The sequence below is a fragment of the Streptomyces sp. NBC_01515 genome (assembly GCF_045040345.1).
GTDB lineage: Bacteria > Actinomycetota > Actinomycetes > Streptomycetales > Streptomycetaceae > Streptomyces.
On the sequence record NZ_CP109416.1, the window covers coordinates 6487262 to 6508022 of the forward strand.

Sequence of the window (20761 nt, forward strand, 5' to 3'; positions counted from 1 at the left end):
CTACCTGGGGAACCCATGCGCATGCGTGCCACCCTCGGCGTCCTGACCGGCGCCCTGGCCCTCTCCGCTCTCGCCGTGCCTGCCGCGCAGGCCGACGAGGGCCGGGGAGACACCACGATCTCGACCGTCGTGGTGAACGGCGGCAAGCCCGTCGTCGTGGGCGCGACCGCGAAGAAGACCATCACCGTCAGCTTCACGGTCAAGGACGGCTCGGGCGTCGACTGGGCGCAGGCGATCCTGTACCACGGCGCCAACATCGACTCGTCCGACAGCGGTGCCATCGCCAACGGCAGCGACGGCCGCGCCACCTGCACCAAGGTCAACGCCACGACGTCGACCTGCAAGTCGACCTTCGACCTGACGCCGCGCTCCAACCTGATCAACTCCGTGGCCGGCGGCTGGAAGGTCTGGGCGGTCGCCAGGGGCAAGGACAGCGACTACGTCCAGAAGGACAACGCGAAGACCTTCCAGGTCCAGCGCCTGTCGAAGCTGACGGTCAACGCCGCCCCGGAGCCCGTGAAGAAGGGCAAGACCATCACGGTCACCGGCAAGCTGACCCGCGCGAACTGGGACGCCGCCACCTACTCCGGTTACGCGTCCCAGCCGGTGAAGCTCCAGTTCCGCAAGAAGAGCGCCACCACGTACACCACGGTCAAGACCATCAAGACGAACTCGGCGGGCAACCTGAGCACCACCGTCAAGGCGACGGTCGACGGCTACTTCCGCTACAGCTTCGCCGGCACGTCGACCACCCCGGCCGTCAACGCCGCGGGTGACTTCATCGACGTGAAGTAAGACCCGACGCGGCCACGCCGGCCGGCGGAGTCTCCACGCTTCACCATCACTTCGCAATACCCGCACAAATTCTCGATTCGCCGTACAACCCTCACCACGGGTCGCGAATCACAACACGTGAGCCAACAGGCTCCGCCATCACTTGGGCCCCGGCGCCGACGACGAGCCGTTCGGAACGACCAGCGCGTTGGGGCCCCCTTTCCCACTTGGGGAACGCATGCGCATAAGCGCCACCGTGGCCGCCGTCTCCGGCGCCCTGGTCCTCTCCGCCTTCGCCGTACCGGCCGCGCAGGCCGCGGGCTCCGACGCCGGCTCGTACCGCTCGGACATCGCGAAGATCCGTGAGGCCGCCCACGCCGCCTCCGGCAGGACCGCGTTCAGCAGCGCCACCGTCGCCACCCCGACCGACGACGAGCCCTACGCCCTCAACGTCACCTTCTCCAACGTCAAGGTGCACAGCGGCAAGCCGATCGTGGTCGGTGCCGCCGCCCACGTCTCCGTGCCGGTCACGTACACGCTGACGCACGGCGCCGACGTCGACATCACGGCGTCCGACTTCCTCAGCGGCCCGTACATCTACAAGGGCAGCTTCGCCACCCCGACGAACATGCTGTTCGGCGACGACGCGGGCACCTGCACGGTCACCTCGGCGACCACTGCCTCCTGCAAGGCCACGCTCGACATCTACCCGGGTGACGGCGAGCTGTCGAACACCGACGCCGGTGCCTGGAAGGCCGGCGCCGAGGCCATCGCGCTGAACGGCCAGGACCCGACGAGCAGCACCTTCGACATCACCAAGGTCGGCCTCGCCGACCAGGGCAACTTCGCCTCCCCGAACGTCCAGCGCCTGTCCAAGCTGACGGTCAACGCCGCCCCGGAGCCCGTGAAGAAGGGCAAGACCATCACGGTCACCGGCAAGCTGACCCGCGCGAACTGGGAGACCAACAAGTACGCGGGTTACTCGACCCAGCCGGTGAAGCTGCAGTTCCGCAAGAAGAGCTCCAGCACGTACACCACGGTCAAGACCATCAAGACGACCTCGACGGGCACCCTGAAGACCACCGTCAAGGCCACGGTCGACGGCTACTTCCGCTACACCTTCGCAGGCACCTCGACCACCCCGGCGATCAACGCCACGGGTGACTACGTCGACGTGAAGTAACAGCACCTCAAAAGCAGCTGCCGCGCCCCGAAAACAGGGCCGCGGCAGCTGCTTTTTTGAGGCGCGGGCTTAAGGGCAGCGGTGCGGCCAGCCCTTTTAGGGGCGCGGGCTTAAGAACAGGGGCGCGGCGAACCGCTTTTATAGGGCGCGCGCCCAAGAACAGGGCCACGCCAGCTGACTCCAAGGGGCACGGGCTTAAGAACAAGGGCGCGGCGATCTGCTTTTATGGGGCGCGCGCCTGAGAACAGGGCCACGCCAGCTGCCTCTAAGGGGTGCGGGCTTAAGAACAGGGGTGCGGCGAACGGCCTTTATGGGGCGCGCGCCTGAGAACAGCGTCGCGGCAGCTGCTTTTAAGGGGCGCGGGGAACTGCGCGACCAGCCCCCACCGGCCCGCACTCGACGAACTCGCCCCCACCGGCCCGCACTCGACGAACTCGCCCCCACCGACCCGCCCCCGACAAACCCCGCCCCCACCGCCCACTCAAACCGCCCCCCGCCGATCAACCAACCTCCACACCAGCTCCAACGCCACCCCCGCCACCCCCGCAATCCCCACAGCGATCCACGGCATGGTCACCCCCACCAACTTCAGCGCGAAGAAATGCTGAAGCCACGGCACGACCAGCACGACCACGAACGCCGCCCCCATCGAGGCGACCAGCGCCACCCGCCACCAGGTATACGGCCGCGCAATAATCGCCAGCACCCACATGGAGATCAGGAACAGGGTCAAGGTCGCCGCACTGGTCTCCGCCCCCAACGCCCCCTTCCCCGTGTAGTGGTGACGGGCGATCAGATACGTCACGAAAGTCGCGGCCCCGGCGATCACACCCCCCGGAATCGAATACCGCATCACCCGCCGCACAAAATGAGGCTTCGCCCGCTCCGTGTTGGGCGCCAACGCAAGAAAGAACGCCGGAATCCCGATCGTCAACGTGGACAACAGCGTCAAGTGCCGCGGCAGGAACGGATATTCAACCCGCCAGCACACCACCAGCACCGCCAACAACACCGAGTACACGGTCTTGACCAGAAACAGCGTCGCCACCCGAGTGATGTTCCCGATGACCCGCCGCCCCTCGGCAACGACCGAAGGCAACGTGGCGAAGCTGTTGTTGAGCAACACGATCTGCGCGACGGCCCGGGTCGCCTCGGACCCCGACCCCATCGACACCCCGATGTCGGCATCCTTCAGGGCGAGTACGTCGTTCACCCCGTCCCCGGTCATCGCAACCGTGTGCCCACGGGACTGCAACGCCCCCACCATGTCCCGCTTCTGCTGCGGAGTGACCCGCCCGAACACCGTCCCCTCGTCAAGGGACTTGGCCATCTCCCCCTGATCCGAAGGCAGTTGGCGGGCGTCCACGACCTGCCCGCTGAGCCCCAGCTTCCCGGCCACCGCCCCGACGGACACCGCGTTGTCCCCGGAGATGACCTTCGCGTGCACATCCTGCTCGGCGAAATAGGCCAACGTCTCGGCCGCGTCGGGCCGCAACCGCTGCTCCAACACCACCAGCGCCGTCGCCGAGGCCCCCCGCGCGACCCCGGGATCATCCAGCTCACCAGAGACCCGGGCCAGCAACAGCACCCGTAGCCCCTCCTCGTTGAGCCGCCCGGTCTCCTCCAGCGCGGGATCATCCGCACCCAGCAACACGTCAGGGGCCCCGAGCAACCACGTACTCGACTCCCCGTCCCCCTCACTGAACGACGCCCCGCTGTACTTCCGCGCCGACGAGAACGGCAGCGACTCCACGCACCGCCACTCCCCGCTGTCCGGATAGGCCGTGATGATCGCCTGAAGCGACGCGTTCGGCCGCGGATCCGACTCGCCCAACGCACCCAGGACTTTGCGTACGTACGTTTCGTCGGCCCCGCCGAGCGGACGCAACTCGGTGACGTCCATCCCGCCCTCGGTCAGCGTGCCCGTCTTGTCGAGGCAGACCGTGTCGACGCGGGCGAGACCCTCGATGGCCGGAAGTTCCTGGACGAGGCACTGTTTCCGGCCAAGCCGGATGACACCGATCGCGAAGGCCACCGAAGTGAGGAGGACCAGCCCCTCCGGGACCATCGGAACGATCCCGCCGACCGTCCGCGCGATCGAGTCCTTGAACCCGTGCTGTTTGACGACCAGTTGGCTGATCACCAGGCCGATCGCGGTCGGGATCATCATCCACGTCACGTACTTGAGGATCGTGGAGATACCGGTCCGCAGCTCGGAGTGGACGAGCGTGAACCGCGAGGCCTCCTCGGCGAGTTGGGCCGCGTACGCCTCACGCCCCACCTTCGTCGCCTCGAACGCGCCACCGCCGGCGACCACGAAACTCCCCGACATGACCGCGTCCCCCGGCCGCTTGACCACCGGGTCCGCCTCACCGGTGAGCAGCGACTCGTCGATCTCCAGCCCGTCGGCCTCGACGCACTCCCCGTCGACGACGACCTTGTCACCGGGCCCGATCTCGATCAGATCCCCCAGCACGATCTCGGAGGTGCTCACCTCCACGGCCGCCCCGTCGCGCCGTACCGTCGGCTTCGACTCGCCGATCACCGCGAGGGAGTCGAGGGTCTTCTTCGCCCGCCACTCCTGGAAGACCCCGATCCCGGTGTTGGCGATGATCACGTACCCGAACAGGCTGTCCTGGACCGGCGCCACGAACAGCATGATCAGCCACAGCACGCCGATGATCGCGTTGAACCGGGTGAAGACGTTGGCGCGCACGATCTCGCCGAGCGAACGGCTGCTGCGCACCGGGACGTCGTTGACCTCCCCGCGCGCCACCCGCTCCGCGACCCCGGCGGCGGTGAGTCCACGTGCCCGCGCAGGGCGGATGGGCACGGGGTGCACAGGGTCGAGTTCGGCGCCCGCGTCGGTGTGCGTCATGCATTCGACGGTACGTGCGGTTTTACGGCTTCACCCGCCGAGTGCCCGGAAGATCCGACCAGGGGACGACGGCGGGCGGGGCGGGGTGATGCCAGGGGTGTAGGGGAAGCTCCTCACTCCGCAGCAGGGGAGGGGGTCTCCGTGGCCGAAGCGGCGGTAGCCACGCGCTTGAGGGCGGCGTCGCGCCCCCGGACGTACCAGATACCGATCAGCCCGAGCCCGGCCCCGGCCAGGCAGGTCCACAGCCACCACAGATGCCCGTGGTCGTCGAACCAGCCGTAGAAGGGGAGCTGTACCAGGAAGAGGGCGAACCAGAGGATGGTGAGGCCGATGATCGTCGGGACGATCGGGCCCTCCAGGGGCTCCGGTGCCTCGTGTGTCGGTGTCCACTTCGCCATGCCCCCAGCTTACGAGGCGACACAAGGAGCTCGGCAGACACTCGGCTCCACGACGCTCCACGCCGGTCTACGCGCGGAGATAGCGCCTGACGTCTTCATATGTTCATACTGAAACGGTTTCCGTCTGTCCACTTCTGCTCGTAGGAACATCCAATGCCGACCGCCCTGGACCGCTACTTCAAGATCTCCGAACGGGGCAGCACGCTCCCCCGTGAGATCCGGGGCGGCTTCGCCACCTTCTTCGCGATGGCGTACATCATCGTGCTCAACCCGATCATCCTGGGCAGCGCGAAGGACATGTACGGGCACCACCTCGACAACGGCCAGCTGGTCACCGCCACGGCGGTCACGGCCGCGTTCACCACCCTCCTCATGGGCGTCATCGGCAACGTACCGATCGCGCTGGCCGCCGGACTGGGCGTGAACTCCGTCGTCGCCCTCCAGCTCGCGCCGCGCATGACGTGGCCGGACGCGATGGGCATGGTCGTGCTGGCCGGTCTGGTCGTGATGCTGCTGGTCGCCACCGGGCTGCGCGAGCGCGTGATGAACGCGGTGCCGTACGGACTGCGCAAGGCCATCTCGATCGGTATCGGCCTGTTCATCATGCTGATCGGGCTCGTGGACTCCGGGTTCATCTCCCGCATCCCGGACGCCGCCCAGACCACCGTCCCGCTCCAGCTCGGCGCCGACGGTCACCTCAACGGCTGGCCGGTCCTCATCTTCATCCTGGGCGTCCTGCTCACCCTCGCGCTGATCGTCCGCAAGGTGTCCGGCGCGATCCTGATCTCGATCGTCACGATGACGGTCCTCGCGCTGATCGTGAACGCGGTCGCGACGATCCCCTCCTGGGGCCTGACCACCCCGAAGTGGCCCGGAAACCCGGTCGCCACCCCGGACTTCGGCCTGATCGGCAAGTTCAGCCTGTTCGGCGGCTTCTCCAAGGTCGGCGTGCTGACCGGCGTCCTCTTCGTCTTCACGGTCCTGCTGTCGTGCTTCTTCGACGCGATGGGCACGATCATGGGCATCAGCGACGAGGCCAAGCTGACCGACGGCGAGGGCAACATGCCCGGCATCAACAAGGTCCTCTTCGTCGACGGCATCGCGGTCGCGGCCGGCGGTGCCAGCTCGTCCTCCGCGACCACCTGCTTCGTGGAGTCCACGGCGGGTGTCGGCGAGGGCGCCCGCACGGGCTTCGCGAACGTCGTCACGGGCGCGCTCTTCGCCGTAGCGCTGTTCCTCACGCCGGTCGCCACGATGGTCCCGTCCCAGGCGGCCACCCCCGCGCTGCTCGCGGTGGGCTTCCTGATCCTGGCGGGCTCCGTCAAGGAGATCGACTGGGCCGACCACACGATCGCGATCCCGGCCTTCATCACGATGGTGATGATGCCGTTCACCTACTCGATCACCAACGGCATCGGTATGGGCTTCATCACGTTCGTGGTACTGCGGCTGGTGGCGGGCCGGGGCCGGGAGGTCCCGGTGCCGATGTACGTCGTGGCGGCGGTGTTCGGGTTCTACTACCTGATGCCGGCGCTGGGTCTGACGTGACCCGCGTTCCTACGGGCCGTCACGTGACGCCGTAGAACTTCTCCGTCTCCTCGACCGCGGTCTGGAACCGCTCGTCGAAGTCGTCCCGGATGAGCGTCTGGACCACATAGTCCTGGACGCTCATTCCCCTTTTCGAGGCATGGTCCCGGAGCCGTTCGAGCAGCTCCCCGTCTATCCGCAGGCTGAGCACGCTGGTCCCCATATGGACGAGGGTCCGGGGCGGTTCCGCGCGGTGGGTGACGTTCCGCGCCGGTATCACTCATATGGGTGACGGAAGGGTTCAGTGGTCAGGGTCACGGGCATCTCGGCGTGTCGCCATTGGTCTTTAGCGAGAGTAATGAGTTACGCTAAAGAACATGCCGGACCTAACCCATGGCGACGACGCTGCCGCTGTGAACTCCTTGCGATCAGCCGTGATGCGGTTGTCCCGTCGACTCAAGCACCAGCGGGTCGACGAGTCACTGAGCCCCACCGAGATGTCGGTGCTCGGCACCCTGTCCACCTGCGGCAGCGCGACCCCTGGCGAGCTCGCTCGCAAGGAGCATGTGCAGCCGCCCTCGATGACCCGCATCGTGGCGCTGCTCGAAGCGAAGGGTCTGGTCCAGCTGGAGCCGCACCCCGAGGACCGGCGCCAGAAGGTCGTCACCAAGACCCCCCAGGCCGAGGCGATGCTCGAAGAGAGCCGCCGCAAGCGCAACGCGTTCCTGGCCGGCCTGGTCGACGGCCTCGACGAGGACGAGTGGGCGAAGATCGTCGCCGCCGCCCCCGTGCTGGAGAAACTCGCACACCTGTAAAGCTGTCTATGCGCGAGTGAGCCGTAGGGGCGCGCCGGTGTCGAGAGGTCGAGCGCGCGGAGGCCCGAAGGGCCGAGCACGGTCGGGCTCTCAACGCCGGCAGAAAGCGCCCCGTAGGCGAACGAGCAAAAGAAAGAGGAGGCGACCTTTTGAGTTCGGGACCCGGAGCAGACTCCGCCCCCGCGCCAGCCACCCACGACTCCCCGCCCACCCCATCCGGTAAGTCCTCGATGTTCAGCTCGCTGAAGATCCGGAACTACCGCCTGTTCTTCATCGGCCAGGTCGTCTCCAACACCGGCACCTGGATGCAGCGCATCGCCCAGGACTGGCTGGTCCTCAGCCTCACCGGCTCCTCCGCCGCCGTAGGCATCACGACCGCCCTCCAGTTCCTGCCGATGCTGCTTTTCGGGCTCTACGGCGGTGTCCTCGTCGACCGGCTGCCCAAGCGCCCCACGCTGCTCGTCACGCAGTCCGCGATGGCCCTCACCGGCCTCGCCCTCGCCTTCCTGACCCTCTCCGGCCACGTCCAGGTCTGGCACGTGTACGTCGCCGCCTTCGCCGTAGGCCTCGCCACGGTCGTCGACAACCCGGCCCGCCAGTCCTTCGTCTCCGAGATGGTCGGCCCCGAGCAACTGCAGAACGCGGTCAGCCTGAACTCGGCGAACTTCCAGTCCGCCCGCCTGGTCGGCCCCGCCGTCGCGGGCGTCATGATCACCGGCGTCGGCACGGGCTGGGCGTTCCTCTTCAACGGCCTGTCCTTCGTGGCCCCGTTGGCGAGCCTGCTCCTGATGCGCAACCGCGACCTGCACTCCGTCCAGCGCGCCCCGCGCGGCAAGGGCCAGCTCCGCGAGGGCCTGCACTATGTCGCCGGCCGCCCCGACCTGATCTGGCCGATCGTCCTCGTCGGCTTCATCGGCACGTTCGGCTTCAACTTCCCGGTGTGGCTGTCGGCCTACGCGGACGACATCTTCCACGCGGGCGCCGGCGCGTACAGCCTCTTCAACACGCTCATGGCGGTCGGCTCCCTGATCGGCGCCCTGCTCGCGGCCCGCCGCGGCACCACCCGCCTCCGCGTCCTGATCGCGGCGGCGGCGGCCTTCGGCCTCCTGGAGGTCGTAGCGGCCGTGGCCCCCTCCTACTGGCTGTTCGCCCTCCTCATGATCCCGATCGGCATCGCCGGCCTGACGGTCAACGTCACGGCCAACACCGCCGTCCAGATGGGCACCGACCCGGCCATGCGCGGTCGCGTCATGGCCCTGTTCATGATGGTCTTCATGGGCGGTACGCCGGTGGGCGCACCGATCGTCGGCTGGATCACCGACGCCTACGGCCCCCGGGTGAGCTTCGCCCTAGGCGGTGTCATCGCGGCCGTCGCCGCGGCCACGATCGGCGTGATCCTGGCCCGCATCGGCGACCTGCGGCTGTCGTTCGACTGGAACCACGGTCATCCGAGCCTGGCCTTCGTCCCGCGCGAACGGGAGCAACTGGCAACGGCGGCCTGAGAGTTGGGGGCGTACCCCGGAGGGTGATGGTTCTACACCCTCCGGGCCAGCACCTGTCCCGGCCACTGGTCGTTCCCGACGAACGCCTCGGTGGCCGTGAACCCGTTGCTCTCGTAGTAGGCGACGAGCTTGCCGTCGTCCCCCGCGTAGCAGTCCACCCGCAGCAGGGAGACCCCGGCCCGCCGCGTCACCTCCGCCGCGTGCGCGAGCAGCGCGCTGCCGACGCCGTAGCCCTTGAACCGCCGGTCGGAGGCGAGGAGATGGACGTACCGCTCCGGCTCGTCCACGGCGTCGATGTACGACCCCGGGGAGTCGGTGAGGGTGAGCGTGCCGACGGGAACGCCGCCGACCTCGGCGATGTAGGGCGAGCCCTGCGCCACATACCGCTCCACCATCGCCACGGCCCTCGGATTCTTCGACCACGGCGTGCTGCCCCACTGCCCGGTCCGCCCCTGCGCGACGAGCCACGCCACCGCGCTGTCGAACATGCCGAGGATCGCGGGGATGTCGTCGGGCCCACCGTCTCGGATGCTGATGCTCGTGGCGGTCTCCATGGCAGCAGGCTAGGGGTCCGAAAAGGCTGTGCCCTGAACTAACCGTCCAAGCGCGGCAGGCCGGTTAGTCCAGGGCACACACGTTGGGCAGTGGTGGAAGGCTGCCCCCATGAGACTCTTCGCGGCGCTGCTGCCGCCCGCGGACGTACTGGCCCAACTCGGCACGGCCGTCGACGAGTTGCACGGCCTCCCGGGTGCGGACGGCCTCCGCTGGACGGCCCGCCCGGGGTGGCACCTCACGCTCGCCTTCTACGGCGAGGTCGACGAGGACGCCGTACCCGAACTGTCGGCCGCCCTGGAGCGCACCGCGCGCCGGACCGAACCGTTCGGGCTGGCGGTGCGCGGAGGCGGCCAGTTCGGGGACGGGCGGGCGCTGTGGGCAGCGGTGGCGGGAGATGTGACGGCCCTACGACACCTCGCGGAGCGCTGCGAGGAGGCCGCGGCGACGCGGGAACACCGGCGGTACCGCGCCCACCTCACCGTGGCGCGCGGCCGGGAGGCCATGGACGTACGGCCGTATCTCGACCGGCTCGACGACTTCGCGAGCCGCGAGTGGACGGCGGACGAGCTGGTCCTCGTCCGCAGCAACCTGCCGAGGTCCGGTGTGCCGGGGGAGCAGCCCCGGTACGAGGCGGTCGCCCGCTGGGCGCTGGCGGCGGCCGGTTAGGCTCGGGTACGTGGACCCGAAAACCCGGAACCGGATCATGGCCGGTGCGCTTGTGCTGCTGTTCGTCGTCGTGGGGCTGGCGGCTGCGCTTGGTAAGTGAGGGCGGGCGAGGCGTGGGGGACTGCGCGATCGTTGCCGGGTGCGGGTCGAGTGTGGCTGGTCGCGCAGTTCCCCGCGCCCCTGAATAAGGGGCGCTTGCCCTCAGGGTGTCACCAGGCGAAGGCCTCCGGCGACGGGCCGGGCCCCGGGAAGATCTCGTCCAGCGAGGTGAGGACTTCCTCGCTCAGTTCCAGCTCCGCGGCGCGCAGCGCGGACTCCAACTGCTCGGCGGTGCGCGGGCCCACGATCGGGCCGGTGACGCCGGGGCGGGTCAGGAGCCAGGCCAGGGCGGCCTCGCCGGGCTCGATGCCGTGCTTGTCGAGGAGGTCCTCGTAGGCCTGGATCTGGGCGCGCGAGGTCGGGTTGGCGAGGGTGTCGGCGGCCCGGCCGCTCGCCCGGCGCCCGCCCGAGATCTCCTTCTTGATGACCCCGCCGAGGAGTCCGCCCTGGAGCGGGGACCAGGGGATGACCCCGAGGCCGTACTCCTGCGCGGCCGGGATGACCTCCATCTCGGCGCGGCGCTCGGCGAGGTTGTAGAGGCACTGCTCGCTGACGAGCCCGATGGTGCCGCCGCGGCGGGCGGCGATCTCGTTGGCCTGGGCGATCTTGTAACCGGGGAAGTTCGAGGAACCGACGTAGAGGATCTTGCCCTGCTGGATGAGGGTGTCGATCGCCTGCCAGATCTCCTCGAACGGGGTGGCCCGGTCGACGTGGTGGAACTGGTAGATGTCGATGTAGTCGGTCCGCAGCCGCTTGAGGCTGGCGTCGACGGCCCGCCGGATGTTCACGGCGGAGAGCTTGTCGTGGTTGGGCCAGGCGTCGCCGTCCGCGGCCATGTTGCCGTAGACCTTGGTGGCGAGGACCGTCTTGTCGCGGTGATCGGGGCTCTTGGCGAACCAGTTGCCGATGATCTCCTCGGTCCGGCCCTTGTTCTCGCCCCACCCGTACACATTGGCGGTGTCGAAGTAGTTGATGCCCGCGTCCAGCGCCGCGTCCATGATCGCGTGGCTGTCCGGCTCATTCGTCTGCGGTCCGAAGTTCATCGTGCCGAGGACCAGTCGGCTGACCTTGAGGCCTGTGCGTCCGAGCTGCGTGTACTTCATGAGTGTCTAGCCAACGACTTCGAGTGCGCTCTATGCAAGGGGGGTCAGTCGCGGGGGAAGTCGGCGGTGCTGAGGGTGAGACCGACCACGGTGCCGGTGAGATCCATGTCGTCCCCGAACGCCACCTTCGTCTCCGTCGCGTAGTCGTCACTCTTGGGGTGGGTGTAGACGTGGCAACGCCCCTGGTACGGGTCGGCGATGACGTAGACGGGGACCTCGGCGAGGGCGTACGCGGCCTTCTTCGGGCCGTAGTCGTTGGCGGCGGTGCCCTTGGAAATGACCTCGGCGACGAACTCGACGTCCTGGTGCTGCCAGTGTCCCTCGGGGCTCTTCTGCGCGCCTTCACGCAGCTTCGCGACGTCCGGACAAAAGCCGTTGAGATGGCCGGGAAAGTCGATGCGCACGTCGGAGAAGATCTTCGCCATCATGCCGAACTTGTCCTCCAACGCCCGTACGACCCTGCGGATGATCTCCCAGTGGGTGTCCCGCCGCGGCGACATGTAGATGTTCCCCCCGACGATCTCGACCCTGATTCCCTCGGGGATGGGCATCTTCTCAAGCCACTCGAACATGACATCAAGAGTCAGCTCGCCGCTTACCTCGGCCATCGCGATCCTGTCTTCAAGGACGGTCATCGTGGCGCTCCTCCCCGGCCGCCCTCCACACAAGTGCAGCCGCGCGGTACAACGATACGCACGGTGACCGGGATGCTTAGTGATCACGCCATCGACCGGCGTGATCACGCCCCGGTCAGCGCCGCGCCGACCGCCTCAACGACGAGTGGTGCACCCGGTGTTGGGTGCTGTCGTCCTCGGCCGGCGCGTCCTCGCCGTACTCCTCACCCACCCCCCACGCCTGATGCATCGCCCCCGCGAACGCCCCCGTGATCTTGTGCTCGCCGGACGCGTTCGGGTGGGTGCCGTCGTACGTGTCGTGGGTGACGTCGTACGAGTCCGGGAGGGAGGCCAGGAGGAGCGGGGAGCGCGGGTCGTCCAGGTCGGCGACCGCCTTCGCCTGGAGTTCGTTGAAGAGGGCGACCTCGGTGGCGAAGGGGGCGTCCGTCTGGGCGCGGACGTTCGGGATCACCGGGAGGAACACCATGCGGACGGACGGTCTCGCGATGCGGGCCGCCGCCACGAAGGCCCGCATGTTGTCGGCCGTCTGCGTCGCGTTCGTGTAGAAGCCCAGGTCGATCAGGCCGAGGGAGACGAGGAGCACGTCCGCCCGGTGCGCGCGGACCGCCTCGCCGATCAGCGGGGCCATGTGCAGCCAGCCCTCGCCCCAGCCGGCGAGGTGGAAGTGCGGGAAGTCGGGGTCGGCGTACTCGTACGACGTGGGCGTGTCCGTCGCCTTGTCGTACAGCGTCTCGCGCGGGCCGACCACGGCGAACGGGCCGCCGTAGGTCGCGCGCAGGTGCTGCCACATCCGGTAACGCCATGTGTGTTCGCCCGCGCTCCCGATCGTCATGGAGTCGCCTACGGGCATGAACCTGAGCATCCGCTCATGATGGACGATCAACCACCGAGGGATGGAACGGGCGGGGTGTGAGGCCCACCACGCCCGGCCCGCCACAGCACTCTCTGTTCCGCACCGCACGGGATGGCAGGCTTGGGGCATGCGTCGCTTCCTCGCGTTCCTCGGTGCCGGCCTCCTCGTCGGCGCGCTCGCCCTGCCCGCAGCCGCAGCCCCCTCCGACGACGGTGACGGCAAGGGCGACAAGGGGTTCACGATCACCGACTCCCGGATCACCGAGTCCAGCGGGCTCGCCGCCTCGCACCTCCACCCCGGCATCTACTGGACGCACAACGACAGCAACGACGGCCCGTACATCTACGCCGTCGACAGCGGCACCGGCAAGACGGTCGCCACGGTCACGTTCAGCGGGGTCGGCAAGCCGCGCGACGTCGAGGCGATCTCCATCGGCCCGCACAACGAGATCTACGTCGGCGACATCGGCGACAACCTCGACGGGACCTGGCCGTACGTCTGGATCTACAAGCTGCCCGAGCCGAAGGTGCTCAAGGACCAGACGATCCGGGCGACGCAGTACGTCGTGAAGTACTCGGACGGCGCCCGGAACGCCGAGTCGCTGATCGTCCATCCCAAGACCGGACGCGTGTACATCATCGACAAGAAGGAGGACGGCGGGCATCTCTTCGAAGGCCCCGCCAAGCTCTCCTCCTCCGGCACCAACTACTTCAAGCCCATCGCCGCCGTCGACCTCTGGGCCACCGACGCCGCCTTCTCGCCCAACGGCCAACAGCTCGCCGTACGCGGCTACTTGGGCGGTATCTACTACGACTGGAACGGCGGGAGGATCAAGCGCGAGGGGCGCCTCGACGTGCCGTTGCAGGGGCAGGGGGAGTCCGTCAGTTACTCCGCCGACGGCACCAAGCTGATGTACGGGAGCGAGGGCACCGACAGTCCGGTGCAGGCGGAGGACGCGCCCGGGGGTGGCTCGGACTCCTCCAAGTCCCCCTCCGGTGGCGGGAGTTCGGCGAGCGGTGACAGCGACGGCGGCTCGGGGAGCAACGTGAAGATCGGCGCCCTGGCCATTGTGGTCGTCGGCGGGGCGCTGTTCGGGCTACGGCGCCTCACGCGTCGTAGGAGCTGAACTCACCCGTTTCCGCGGGCCGTTGGCCCTCGCCGCGCTGTCGGACCACGACCTCCAGCCCGTCCAGGATGCGCCCGAGCCCGAACTCGAAGTGGTCGAAGCCGGCGGTGAACGTGTCGGGGGAGAGGGACGCGAGCGTCGGATACGCGCCGGTCGCCATCGCCTTCTCCAGCGCCGGGACCTGGGCGCCGTAGAACTCCGCGTCGGTCAGGCCGGTGCTGCGGGCCGCCTCCTCCTGGTGGACCTGGGTGCGGGCGGCGCCGACGACATAGCCGTCGATCATGACGACCGTCGAGACGAGTTCCGGGTCGGTCAGGCCCATCGGGCGGATGCGGCCGAGCAGGTGCTCCAGGGTGGCGAGGGCGCGGGGGCCGAGCAGCGGGCGGGACTGGTTGACGCGCAGCAGCCAGGGGTGGCGGCGGTGGACGGCGAGCGCCTCGCGGGCGGCGGACTCCAGCGCCTTACGCCAACTGCCGCTGCCCGCACCGTCGTTGGGGCGGTCCGGGAAGCGGACGCGGTCCAGCATCAGGTCGAGCAGCTCGGCCTTGCCGGGGACGTACCGGTACAGGGACATCGCGCCGGTGCCGAGATCGGTGGCGACCCGCCGCATGGACACGGAGTCCAGCCCCTCCTCGTCCGCGATGCGGATGGCCGCGTCCACGATCCGGTCGACGGACAGGCCGGGCTTGGGGCCTCGGCTGGGGCGGGGGCCGGTGTCCCACAGCAGTTCGAGGGTGCGGCCGATGTCACCGCTGCCGCTGGACTCCGTCGAATCGGAGGTCGAGTTGGAGGTCGAGTTGGGGGTCCTGCTCGTCATGCGGGGGAGTCTAGGTCGCCGCGCGAAAACCGAGTACACCGTACGCGTAATCGGATACGGTGCACGCAGTTCGGGAGGGAGGGTTCATGAGCGGCGGACACAGCGACGGATATGTCGTGGAGGCCGAGGGCCTGGAGAAGCGCTACGGCGACAAACACGCCCTCGACGGCTTCGACCTGGCCGTCCGCGAGGGCACCGTGCACGGGCTGCTCGGCCCGAACGGCGCCGGCAAGACCACCGCCGTCCGCATCCTCTCCACCCTCGTCCGGCTCGACGGCGGCCGGGCGACGGTCGCCGGTCTCGACGTGGCCCGCCAGCCGCGCCAGGTGCGCACCCGGATCGGACTCACCGGCCAGTACGCGGCGATCGACGAGATCCTCACCGGCCGGCAGAACCTGGAGATGTTCGGCCGCCTCTTCCATCTCGGCCGCAGGCGAGCCAAGTTGAGGGCGGCCCAACTCCTGCGCCAGTTCGACCTGGAGGCCGCGGCGGACAAGGGCGCGGGCGGCTACAGCGGAGGCATGCGCCGCCGCCTGGACCTCGCCGCGTCGATGATCCTGGCCCCGGCCGTCCTCTTCCTGGACGAACCGACCACCGGCCTGGACCCGCGCAGCCGGGGCGAAGTCTGGGAAGCGGTAAGGCAGTTGGTGGCCGACGGCACCACCGTCCTCCTGACCACCCAGTACTTGGAGGAGGCCGACCGCCTGGCCTCCCGCATCACCGTCATCGACCAGGGCCGCGCCATCGCCGACGACACCCTCGACGGCCTCAAGAACCGCGTCGGCGGCGACCGTATCGAGGTCGTGCTGCGCGAACCGGCCCACATCCCCTACGCGTTGCAGGCGGTCGCGAGGGTGGCCCACGGAGGCCAACCCGAGGCAGACATGGGGGAGTTGCGGGTGCACGCGCCGGTGGCCGACCGGGTGGGGTCGCTGACCGAGGTCGCCCGGTACCTCCACCACTACGGCATCCCGGTCGAGGACATCGGCCTGCGCCGCCCGAGCCTGGACGACGTGTTCCTACGGCTGACGGGCCGCCGTACGGAAGAGGAACCAGCCGCCCAGGAGCCGGAGTTCGAGGTCCCGGAGACCGAGGGGGCGGCGGCGTGAGCGGCAACGTCTCGACGGCGTCCGAGGGCACCGGGCGCACCTACCGCAGACGCCCCCGACACGGCCGCGTCTTCTGGACGATCGCCGACTGCTGGAACGTCGTCCGGCGAGGCCTGACCCACTACCGGCGCCAACCGGTCAGCATCCTCTGGCAGTTGGGCTTCCCGATCCTCTCCGTGCTGCTGTACGGCTACGTCTTCGGCAAGGCGATGCGGGTGCCGGGCGGCGGCGACTACAAGGCGTTCCTGATGCCGGGCATGTTCGTGATGACGGTGGCCATGGGCTTCGTCTCGACGGCGACGATCTTCGTGAACGACGCGAAGAAGGGCGTCATCGACCGGTTCCGCTCCATGCCGATGGCGCCGTCGGCGGTGGTGGCGGGGCGCGGCGCGACCGATCTCATCGTCGCCTGCGCCGAGTTGGGCATCATGATGGCCACGGCGTACGGCATGGGCTGGCGCCCGGAGTTCGGCGCGGGCCCCGACCTGGGCGCGGGCCTCGGCCTCGACATCGGCCTCGGCCTGGACTTCGTGAAGGCGGTGGCCCTGCTCCTGGCACTCCGCTTCGCGCTGATCTGGGTAGGAGTGTGGCTGGGGTTGTTGCTCCCGGGCCCCGAACAGGTCGGCGGCCTGTTCGCGATCGTCTTCCCCCTGACGATGATCTCCAGCATCTACGTCTCCCCGACCCAGATGCCCCACTGGCTCGGCCAGGCCGCCCTCTGGAACCCGCTCTCGTCGACGGCGGGCGCGACACGGGCGCTCTTCGGGGCGCCGACGGGGCAGGGCACGTCCTGGCCGGAACAGCACGCGTTGCTGCTCGCGGGGGCATGGCCGGCGGCGCTGACGCTGCTGTTCCTTCCGCTGGCGATACGCAGGTTCCGCAGGCTCAGCCGATAGCCGTAGGCGACTGTCGGCGTCCGTTGCCTTGACGTGTCCACGTGACGTCGCTTCCATGGGAGGCGCAGGGTGGTGGGAGCGCTCCCACCGGTTCCGGGCCCGCGCCTCCCGAGAGGAAGCAGCGAGGTGTCCCTCATGTCTTCAATGCTCCTGTTCCGCAACTTGAGAAGGGCGCTGGGGGTTGTTGCCGCGGTGCTCGTGTTACCGCTGGCCGGTGTGCACGCGGCACAGGCGGCGAGTGTGCACGCGGCACAGGCGACCGGTGTGCACGCGGCACAGGCGGCCGATACGGCGAGTGCGAGTGCGAGTGCGAGTGCGAGTGCCCCCGGCGCCGGCTATTGGCACACCAGTGGCCGCCAGATCCTGGACGCGGCCGGGCAGCCGGTCCGTATCGCCGGTATCAACTGGTTCGGCTTCGAGACCGCCAACTACGTCGTCCACGGCCTCTGGTCGCGCGACTACAAGAGCATGATCGACCAGATGAAGTCGCTGGGCTACAACACCATCCGCCTCCCCTACAGCGACGACATCTTCAAGCCCGGCACGGTCCCCAACAGCATCGACTTCTCCAGCGGCAAGAACGCCGACCTCCAGGGCCTCAACTCCCTCCAGATCATGGACAAACTCGTCGCCTACGCCGGCCAGGACGGCCTGAAGGTCATCCTCGACCGGCACCGCCCGGACGCGTCGGCACAGTCGGCGCTCTGGTACACGGCGGCGGTACCGGAGTCGACGTGGATCGCCAACCTCCGCTCCCTGGCGACCCGTTACGCGGGCCAGTCGACGGTCATCGGCATCGACCTCCACAACGAGCCGCACGATCCCGCGTGTTGGGGCTGCGGCGACGTCGCGACGGACTGGCGCCTGGCGGCGGAGCGAGCGGGCGACGCGGTCCTTGCGGCCAACCCTGACCTGCTGATCTTCGTGGAGGGTGTGCAGACGTATGCCGGCGTATCGGGTTGGTGGGGCGGCAACTTGATGGGCGCGGGCCAGTACCCGGTCCGGCTGACCGTGCCCGGCCGGGTCGTGTACTCGGCCCACGACTACGCGACGAGCGTGGCCCAGCAGCCGTGGTTCAGCGACCCGTCCTTCCCGGCGAACATGCCCGCCGTGTGGGACAAGTACTGGGGCTATCTCTTCCAGCAGAACATCGCGCCGGTGTGGGTGGGCGAGTTCGGTACGACGCTGGCATCGACGGTGGACCAGAAGTGGCTTGCCGCGCTGGTGAGTTACCTCCGCCCGACGTCGACGTACGGCGCCGATTCCTTCTCCTGGACCTTCTGGTCGTGGAACCCCAACTCCGGTGACACGGGCGGAATCCTGAAGGACGACTGGCTGACCGTGGACACGGTGAAGGACGGATACCTGGCGAGCATCAAGGCGGCCGGGTTTCCGAGCACGGGGACGGGGACGGGTGGAGGTGGTGACGGCGGCGGGAGCACCGCGGCTTGCACGGCGACCTACACCGTCACCAGCGACTGGGGCACCGGCTTCAACGCCGACGTGACGGTGAAGAACTCCGGGACCTCGGCACTCAAGTCCTGGCAGGTGAAGTGGACTTGGTCCGGCGCCCAGCAGATCACGAACATGTGGAACGCGTCGTACACGCAGAGCGGGACGGGTGTGACCGCGGTGAACGCGGATCACAACGGGAGTGTGGGGGTGGGGAGTTCGGCGAGTTTCGGGTTCGGGGGTGCTCCGGGGGGTGGGAGCGCGCCGAGCCTGAGCTGTACGGCGACGTGAGGGGCTGAGAGGACTGGGGGACGGGGGCTGGGCCAAGCCGATGTTCTCCTGGTGACCCCCTGGCCTCCTGGCTGTCGCTCAACTGGCCAGGGGGCAGGGCAGGTTGGGCCTTGTGCGATTCGGGGCGCAGGTGACGAGGGCGAGGGAGAGGTACGACGGCCGTTCGAGATAGAAGCCGTACGACGTGTCGCCGCCTGAGGTGAGTCGCTCGGCGGCGGAGGCGACGAGCCGGGCGACGTGACCGGCGCCGCGGTGTGCCTCGGACGCGAACCGGGGTGCGTATGCGGTGAGTTGGTCCGTCAACCAGGCTGCCGCGTCGGTCGGGGCGGGCCAAGTTCCGCGTACCAGCGAGCGGGGCTTGATGAGCCAGTACGCCGTTTCCAGCGGGGGCAGGTCGGAGGTGGGGAACTCCGCGGCCACTTCGCGGTAGCGCTGGATCAACTCGGGGCGGCTGCCGGGTGGGGGTGGTTCGGGGTGGGGTGGGCGGCGTAGGGCTTCCTGATCGAAGCGGGGTTTGGGGCCGGTCAACATCGAGGCCGGCGAACAGGTGCGGTGGCTTCCGCGTCGGCACGCCTCCGACATCGCGCTGCCCGGCAACGACTTCTGGCTCCTGGACGACCGGTTGATCCGCTGGAACCACTTCACCGGGGACGGCGCGTCCGGTGGCGGAGAGATCGGCGAGGATCCGGCCGCGGCGAAACTGTGCGCCGAGGCGTTCGAGGCGGTGTGGGCGCGAGCCACCCCGCACCAGGAGTACAGGATCAGCTAGTGCGCAGGGCGCGCCGTCGGCCGGTGGACGGAGCTGTCCAGGAGGGCTCCAACGCCGTCGTCACGTCAGCCACATGGCGACCGTCGCACCTCGCCATAGAGTGATGCACCATGCGAAGCCTGGCCCGTCTGCCGAAGGCTCATCTTCATCTCCATCTGGAAGGTGCGATGCGCCCCGGCACGTTCGCGGAACTGGCGGGCGAGCACGGCGAACAACCGTCGAATCCAGGCGGCTTCTCGTCGTTCGAGGACTTTGTGTCCATGTATCAAGTCGCTGCCCGACTGGTGCGCGAGGGGCCGCGGGAGAACCTTCTGCGGCTGGTGCGCGAAGTGGTCGAGGATGCCGCGGCAGACGGAGCGGTATGGATCGAGCCCCAGGTGAACCCCCTGACCTACGAGGACGATCCGGGCGCCGCGCTCGACCTGCTGGACGCGGTGATCGACGAGGGCCGCCGCACTGCTGCCCGGCTGGGCATCGGCTTCGGCGTCCTGGTGTACGCCCGGCGCAACGCGGACCCGTCGGAAGCAGTCCGGGCCGCCCGCCTCGCGGCCCGGCGGGCGGACAACGGAGTGGTCTCCTTCGGCCTGGCCGGAGACGAGGCGCGCTACGCCCCTGAGCCGTTCGCGCAGGCATTCACCATCGCCCGTGATGCCGGGCTGATTCCGGCCCCGCACGCAGGGGAACTCGTCGGCCCGGACAGTGTGCGCGCCGTACTCGACGTGCTCGGTGCGCGGCGGATCGCCCACGGCATACGGGCGGTTGAGGACCCGGACCTCGTCGCCCGGCTGGCCGCGGAAGGCGTGGTCCTCGATGTCTGCCCCACCTCGAACGTCGCCCTCGGCGTCGTGGAATCCCTGTCCGTCCACCCCCTCCCGCTGCTGCTGCAAGCCGGTGTCCGGTGCACCCTCAACGCCGACGACCCCCTTCTGTTCGGCCCCGGCCTGCTGGACGAGTACGAAACAGCCCGTACGACCTTCGCCCTCACCGACTCTCAACTCGCCGCGATAGCCCTTACGTCGGTCGAATCCTCCGGCGCCCCGCGCGCAACCGTGGAGGAGACGGCCACCCGCATCGGCGACTGGCTGCACACCCCCGACCGAGCAACGGCACCCCGCCCCAAGGGGATTGGCGAGTCGGACAAGGTGTCGTCAACACGCGCGGCGAGCCGATCATCGTCGAGCAGCAGCCCGAGCGGTTCGAACAGCCCCGGCCCGCACGCCCGTTGATGCAACTCCTCGTCCTGTTGCCGTGAAAGGCGGCAAACCCACCGACCCGCTCCCCGTCGGCCAACTACTCTGCGAACGCGCCGCGTT

The 20761-nt window shown here is 68.9% G+C and carries 20 protein-coding genes and 1 pseudogene; 12 read left to right on the forward strand and 9 right to left on the reverse strand.

The window, feature by feature from the left end; all coding sequences use genetic code 11:
- The first annotated feature begins 15 nt into the window (after window positions 1-15).
- Window positions 16-795: a calcium-binding protein gene (locus OG407_RS29390; RefSeq protein ID WP_405862589.1), complete on the forward strand. Its 780-nt coding sequence runs from the start codon at window positions 16-18 to the stop codon at window positions 793-795.
- A gap of 217 nt (window positions 796-1012) precedes the next feature.
- Window positions 1013-1957, forward strand: a complete 945-nt coding sequence (locus OG407_RS29395) for a hypothetical protein (RefSeq protein ID WP_405862591.1) — start codon at window positions 1013-1015, stop codon at window positions 1955-1957.
- Window positions 1958-2438: 481 nt separating this feature from the next.
- Here the strand turns inward: OG407_RS29395 and OG407_RS29400 are convergent, their stop codons facing one another.
- Together OG407_RS29400 and OG407_RS29405 are read right to left on the reverse strand one after the other, a co-directional pair.
- On the reverse strand, window positions 2439-4835 hold the full coding sequence (locus tag OG407_RS29400) for a cation-translocating P-type ATPase (RefSeq protein WP_405862593.1): 2397 nt from the start codon (window positions 4833-4835) through the stop codon (window positions 2439-2441).
- A gap of 113 nt (window positions 4836-4948) precedes the next feature.
- Window positions 4949-5233 (reverse strand): DUF2530 domain-containing protein, encoded by a 285-nt coding sequence (locus OG407_RS29405; RefSeq protein ID WP_405862595.1) that lies wholly within the window; start codon window positions 5231-5233, stop codon window positions 4949-4951.
- A 153-nt stretch (window positions 5234-5386) separates the two neighbouring features.
- Here OG407_RS29405 and OG407_RS29410 point away from each other — a divergent pair, with 153 nt between their 5' ends.
- A complete protein-coding gene (locus OG407_RS29410) occupies window positions 5387-6781 on the forward strand; it encodes an NCS2 family permease (protein ID WP_405862597.1) in 1395 nt (464 codons plus the stop codon).
- A gap of 19 nt (window positions 6782-6800) precedes the next feature.
- Here the strand turns inward: OG407_RS29410 and OG407_RS29415 are convergent, their stop codons facing one another.
- Window positions 6801-6983 carry a hypothetical protein gene (locus OG407_RS29415; protein WP_033281377.1) on the reverse strand — a complete coding sequence of 61 codons (183 nt, stop codon included), beginning with the start codon at window positions 6981-6983 and terminating at the stop codon, window positions 6801-6803.
- A 154-nt stretch (window positions 6984-7137) separates the two neighbouring features.
- On the opposite strand from OG407_RS29415, the gene OG407_RS29420 reads away from it, so the two are divergent.
- Together OG407_RS29420 and OG407_RS29425 are read left to right on the forward strand one after the other, a co-directional pair.
- Window positions 7138-7575, forward strand: coding sequence for a MarR family winged helix-turn-helix transcriptional regulator (locus tag OG407_RS29420; RefSeq protein ID WP_026150457.1), 438 nt, complete (start codon window positions 7138-7140; stop codon window positions 7573-7575).
- Between the two features lie 230 nt (window positions 7576-7805).
- Entirely contained in the window at window positions 7806-9077 is a 1272-nt protein-coding gene (locus tag OG407_RS29425) for an MFS transporter (RefSeq protein ID WP_405862599.1), read from the forward strand.
- Window positions 9078-9109: 32 nt separating this feature from the next.
- Here the strand turns inward: OG407_RS29425 and OG407_RS29430 are convergent, their stop codons facing one another.
- The gene (locus OG407_RS29430; protein WP_405862601.1) at window positions 9110-9631 is read right to left on the reverse strand and encodes a GNAT family N-acetyltransferase; all 522 of its coding nucleotides are present in this window, start codon (window positions 9629-9631) and stop codon (window positions 9110-9112) included.
- A gap of 109 nt (window positions 9632-9740) precedes the next feature.
- Here OG407_RS29430 and thpR point away from each other — a divergent pair, with 109 nt between their 5' ends.
- On the forward strand, window positions 9741-10298 hold the full coding sequence (gene thpR / locus OG407_RS29435; protein ID WP_405862603.1) for an RNA 2',3'-cyclic phosphodiesterase: 558 nt from the start codon (window positions 9741-9743) through the stop codon (window positions 10296-10298).
- 209 nt (window positions 10299-10507) lie between these two features.
- Here the strand turns inward: thpR and OG407_RS29440 are convergent, their stop codons facing one another.
- From OG407_RS29440 to OG407_RS29450, 3 genes are all read right to left on the reverse strand, one after another.
- Window positions 10508-11500: an aldo/keto reductase gene (locus tag OG407_RS29440; RefSeq protein ID WP_405862605.1), complete on the reverse strand. Its 993-nt coding sequence runs from the start codon at window positions 11498-11500 to the stop codon at window positions 10508-10510.
- Between the two features lie 44 nt (window positions 11501-11544).
- Window positions 11545-12135, reverse strand: a complete 591-nt coding sequence (locus OG407_RS29445) for a Uma2 family endonuclease (protein WP_405862607.1) — start codon at window positions 12133-12135, stop codon at window positions 11545-11547.
- A 115-nt stretch (window positions 12136-12250) separates the two neighbouring features.
- On the reverse strand, window positions 12251-12997 hold the full coding sequence (locus OG407_RS29450) for a GDSL-type esterase/lipase family protein (RefSeq protein ID WP_405862609.1): 747 nt from the start codon (window positions 12995-12997) through the stop codon (window positions 12251-12253).
- Window positions 12998-13115: 118 nt separating this feature from the next.
- Here OG407_RS29450 and OG407_RS29455 point away from each other — a divergent pair, with 118 nt between their 5' ends.
- Window positions 13116-14114: a WD40 repeat domain-containing protein gene (locus tag OG407_RS29455; RefSeq protein WP_405862611.1), complete on the forward strand. Its 999-nt coding sequence runs from the start codon at window positions 13116-13118 to the stop codon at window positions 14112-14114.
- Here the strand turns inward: OG407_RS29455 and OG407_RS29460 are convergent.
- Window positions 14095-14931, reverse strand: coding sequence for a TetR/AcrR family transcriptional regulator (locus OG407_RS29460; RefSeq protein WP_405862613.1), 837 nt, complete (start codon window positions 14929-14931; stop codon window positions 14095-14097). The two genes, OG407_RS29455 and OG407_RS29460, sit on opposite strands and share 20 nt — an antisense overlap.
- 86 nt (window positions 14932-15017) lie before the next feature.
- Here OG407_RS29460 and OG407_RS29465 point away from each other — a divergent pair, with 86 nt between their 5' ends.
- From OG407_RS29465 to OG407_RS29475, 3 genes are all read left to right on the forward strand, one after another.
- Window positions 15018-16040 (forward strand): ATP-binding cassette domain-containing protein, encoded by a 1023-nt coding sequence (locus OG407_RS29465; RefSeq protein WP_405862615.1) that lies wholly within the window; start codon window positions 15018-15020, stop codon window positions 16038-16040.
- Between the two features lie 80 nt (window positions 16041-16120).
- Entirely contained in the window at window positions 16121-16936 is an 816-nt protein-coding gene (locus OG407_RS29470) for an ABC transporter permease (RefSeq protein ID WP_405868668.1), read from the forward strand.
- Window positions 16937-17086: 150 nt separating this feature from the next.
- Window positions 17087-18679 (forward strand): cellulase family glycosylhydrolase, encoded by a 1593-nt coding sequence (locus tag OG407_RS29475; protein WP_405868670.1) that lies wholly within the window; start codon window positions 17087-17089, stop codon window positions 18677-18679.
- Window positions 18680-18757: 78 nt separating this feature from the next.
- Here OG407_RS29475 and OG407_RS29480 read toward each other — a convergent pair whose 3' ends face one another.
- Window positions 18758-19210 (reverse strand): hypothetical protein, encoded by a 453-nt coding sequence (locus OG407_RS29480; RefSeq protein ID WP_405862617.1) that lies wholly within the window; start codon window positions 19208-19210, stop codon window positions 18758-18760.
- Here OG407_RS29480 and OG407_RS29485 point away from each other — a divergent pair.
- Both OG407_RS29485 and add read left to right on the forward strand, forming a co-directional pair.
- Window positions 19203-19448 (forward strand): annotated as a pseudogene (locus OG407_RS29485) (DUF6879 family protein); the annotation flags it as partial. The gene OG407_RS29480 and the pseudogene OG407_RS29485 sit on opposite strands and share 8 nt — an antisense overlap.
- A gap of 110 nt (window positions 19449-19558) precedes the next feature.
- Window positions 19559-20674, forward strand: coding sequence for an adenosine deaminase (add, locus tag OG407_RS29490; protein ID WP_405862619.1), 1116 nt, complete (start codon window positions 19559-19561; stop codon window positions 20672-20674).
- The last annotated feature ends 87 nt before the right edge of the window (window positions 20675-20761 follow it).

Excerpts from the sequence above, each read along its gene's own strand:
- OG407_RS29400 (WP_405862593.1), bottom strand. The coding sequence starts at position 4,835 with ATGACGCACACCGACGCGGGCGCCGAACTCGACCCTGTGCACCCCGTG.
- add (WP_405862619.1), top strand. The coding sequence starts at position 19,559 with ATGCGAAGCCTGGCCCGTCTGCCGAAGGCTCATCTTCATCTCCATCTG.
- OG407_RS29480 (WP_405862617.1), bottom strand. The coding sequence starts at position 19,210 with ATGTTGACCGGCCCCAAACCCCGCTTCGATCAGGAAGCCCTACGCCGC.
- OG407_RS29440 (WP_405862605.1), bottom strand. The coding sequence starts at position 11,500 with ATGAAGTACACGCAGCTCGGACGCACAGGCCTCAAGGTCAGCCGACTG.
- OG407_RS29395 (WP_405862591.1), top strand. The coding sequence starts at position 1,013 with ATGCGCATAAGCGCCACCGTGGCCGCCGTCTCCGGCGCCCTGGTCCTC.
- OG407_RS29450 (WP_405862609.1), bottom strand. The coding sequence starts at position 12,997 with ATGCTCAGGTTCATGCCCGTAGGCGACTCCATGACGATCGGGAGCGCG.
- OG407_RS29455 (WP_405862611.1), top strand. The coding sequence starts at position 13,116 with ATGCGTCGCTTCCTCGCGTTCCTCGGTGCCGGCCTCCTCGTCGGCGCG.
- OG407_RS29420 (WP_026150457.1), top strand. The coding sequence starts at position 7,138 with ATGCCGGACCTAACCCATGGCGACGACGCTGCCGCTGTGAACTCCTTG.
- OG407_RS29445 (WP_405862607.1), bottom strand. The coding sequence starts at position 12,135 with ATGACCGTCCTTGAAGACAGGATCGCGATGGCCGAGGTAAGCGGCGAG.
- OG407_RS29415 (WP_033281377.1), bottom strand. The coding sequence starts at position 6,983 with ATGGGGACCAGCGTGCTCAGCCTGCGGATAGACGGGGAGCTGCTCGAA.
- thpR (WP_405862603.1), top strand. The coding sequence starts at position 9,741 with ATGAGACTCTTCGCGGCGCTGCTGCCGCCCGCGGACGTACTGGCCCAA.
- OG407_RS29405 (WP_405862595.1), bottom strand. The coding sequence starts at position 5,233 with ATGGCGAAGTGGACACCGACACACGAGGCACCGGAGCCCCTGGAGGGC.
- OG407_RS29460 (WP_405862613.1), bottom strand. The coding sequence starts at position 14,931 with ATGACGAGCAGGACCCCCAACTCGACCTCCAACTCGACCTCCGATTCG.
- OG407_RS29410 (WP_405862597.1), top strand. The coding sequence starts at position 5,387 with ATGCCGACCGCCCTGGACCGCTACTTCAAGATCTCCGAACGGGGCAGC.
- OG407_RS29425 (WP_405862599.1), top strand. The coding sequence starts at position 7,806 with ATGTTCAGCTCGCTGAAGATCCGGAACTACCGCCTGTTCTTCATCGGC.
- OG407_RS29465 (WP_405862615.1), top strand. The coding sequence starts at position 15,018 with ATGAGCGGCGGACACAGCGACGGATATGTCGTGGAGGCCGAGGGCCTG.
- OG407_RS29430 (WP_405862601.1), bottom strand. The coding sequence starts at position 9,631 with ATGGAGACCGCCACGAGCATCAGCATCCGAGACGGTGGGCCCGACGAC.
- OG407_RS29390 (WP_405862589.1), top strand. The coding sequence starts at position 16 with ATGCGCATGCGTGCCACCCTCGGCGTCCTGACCGGCGCCCTGGCCCTC.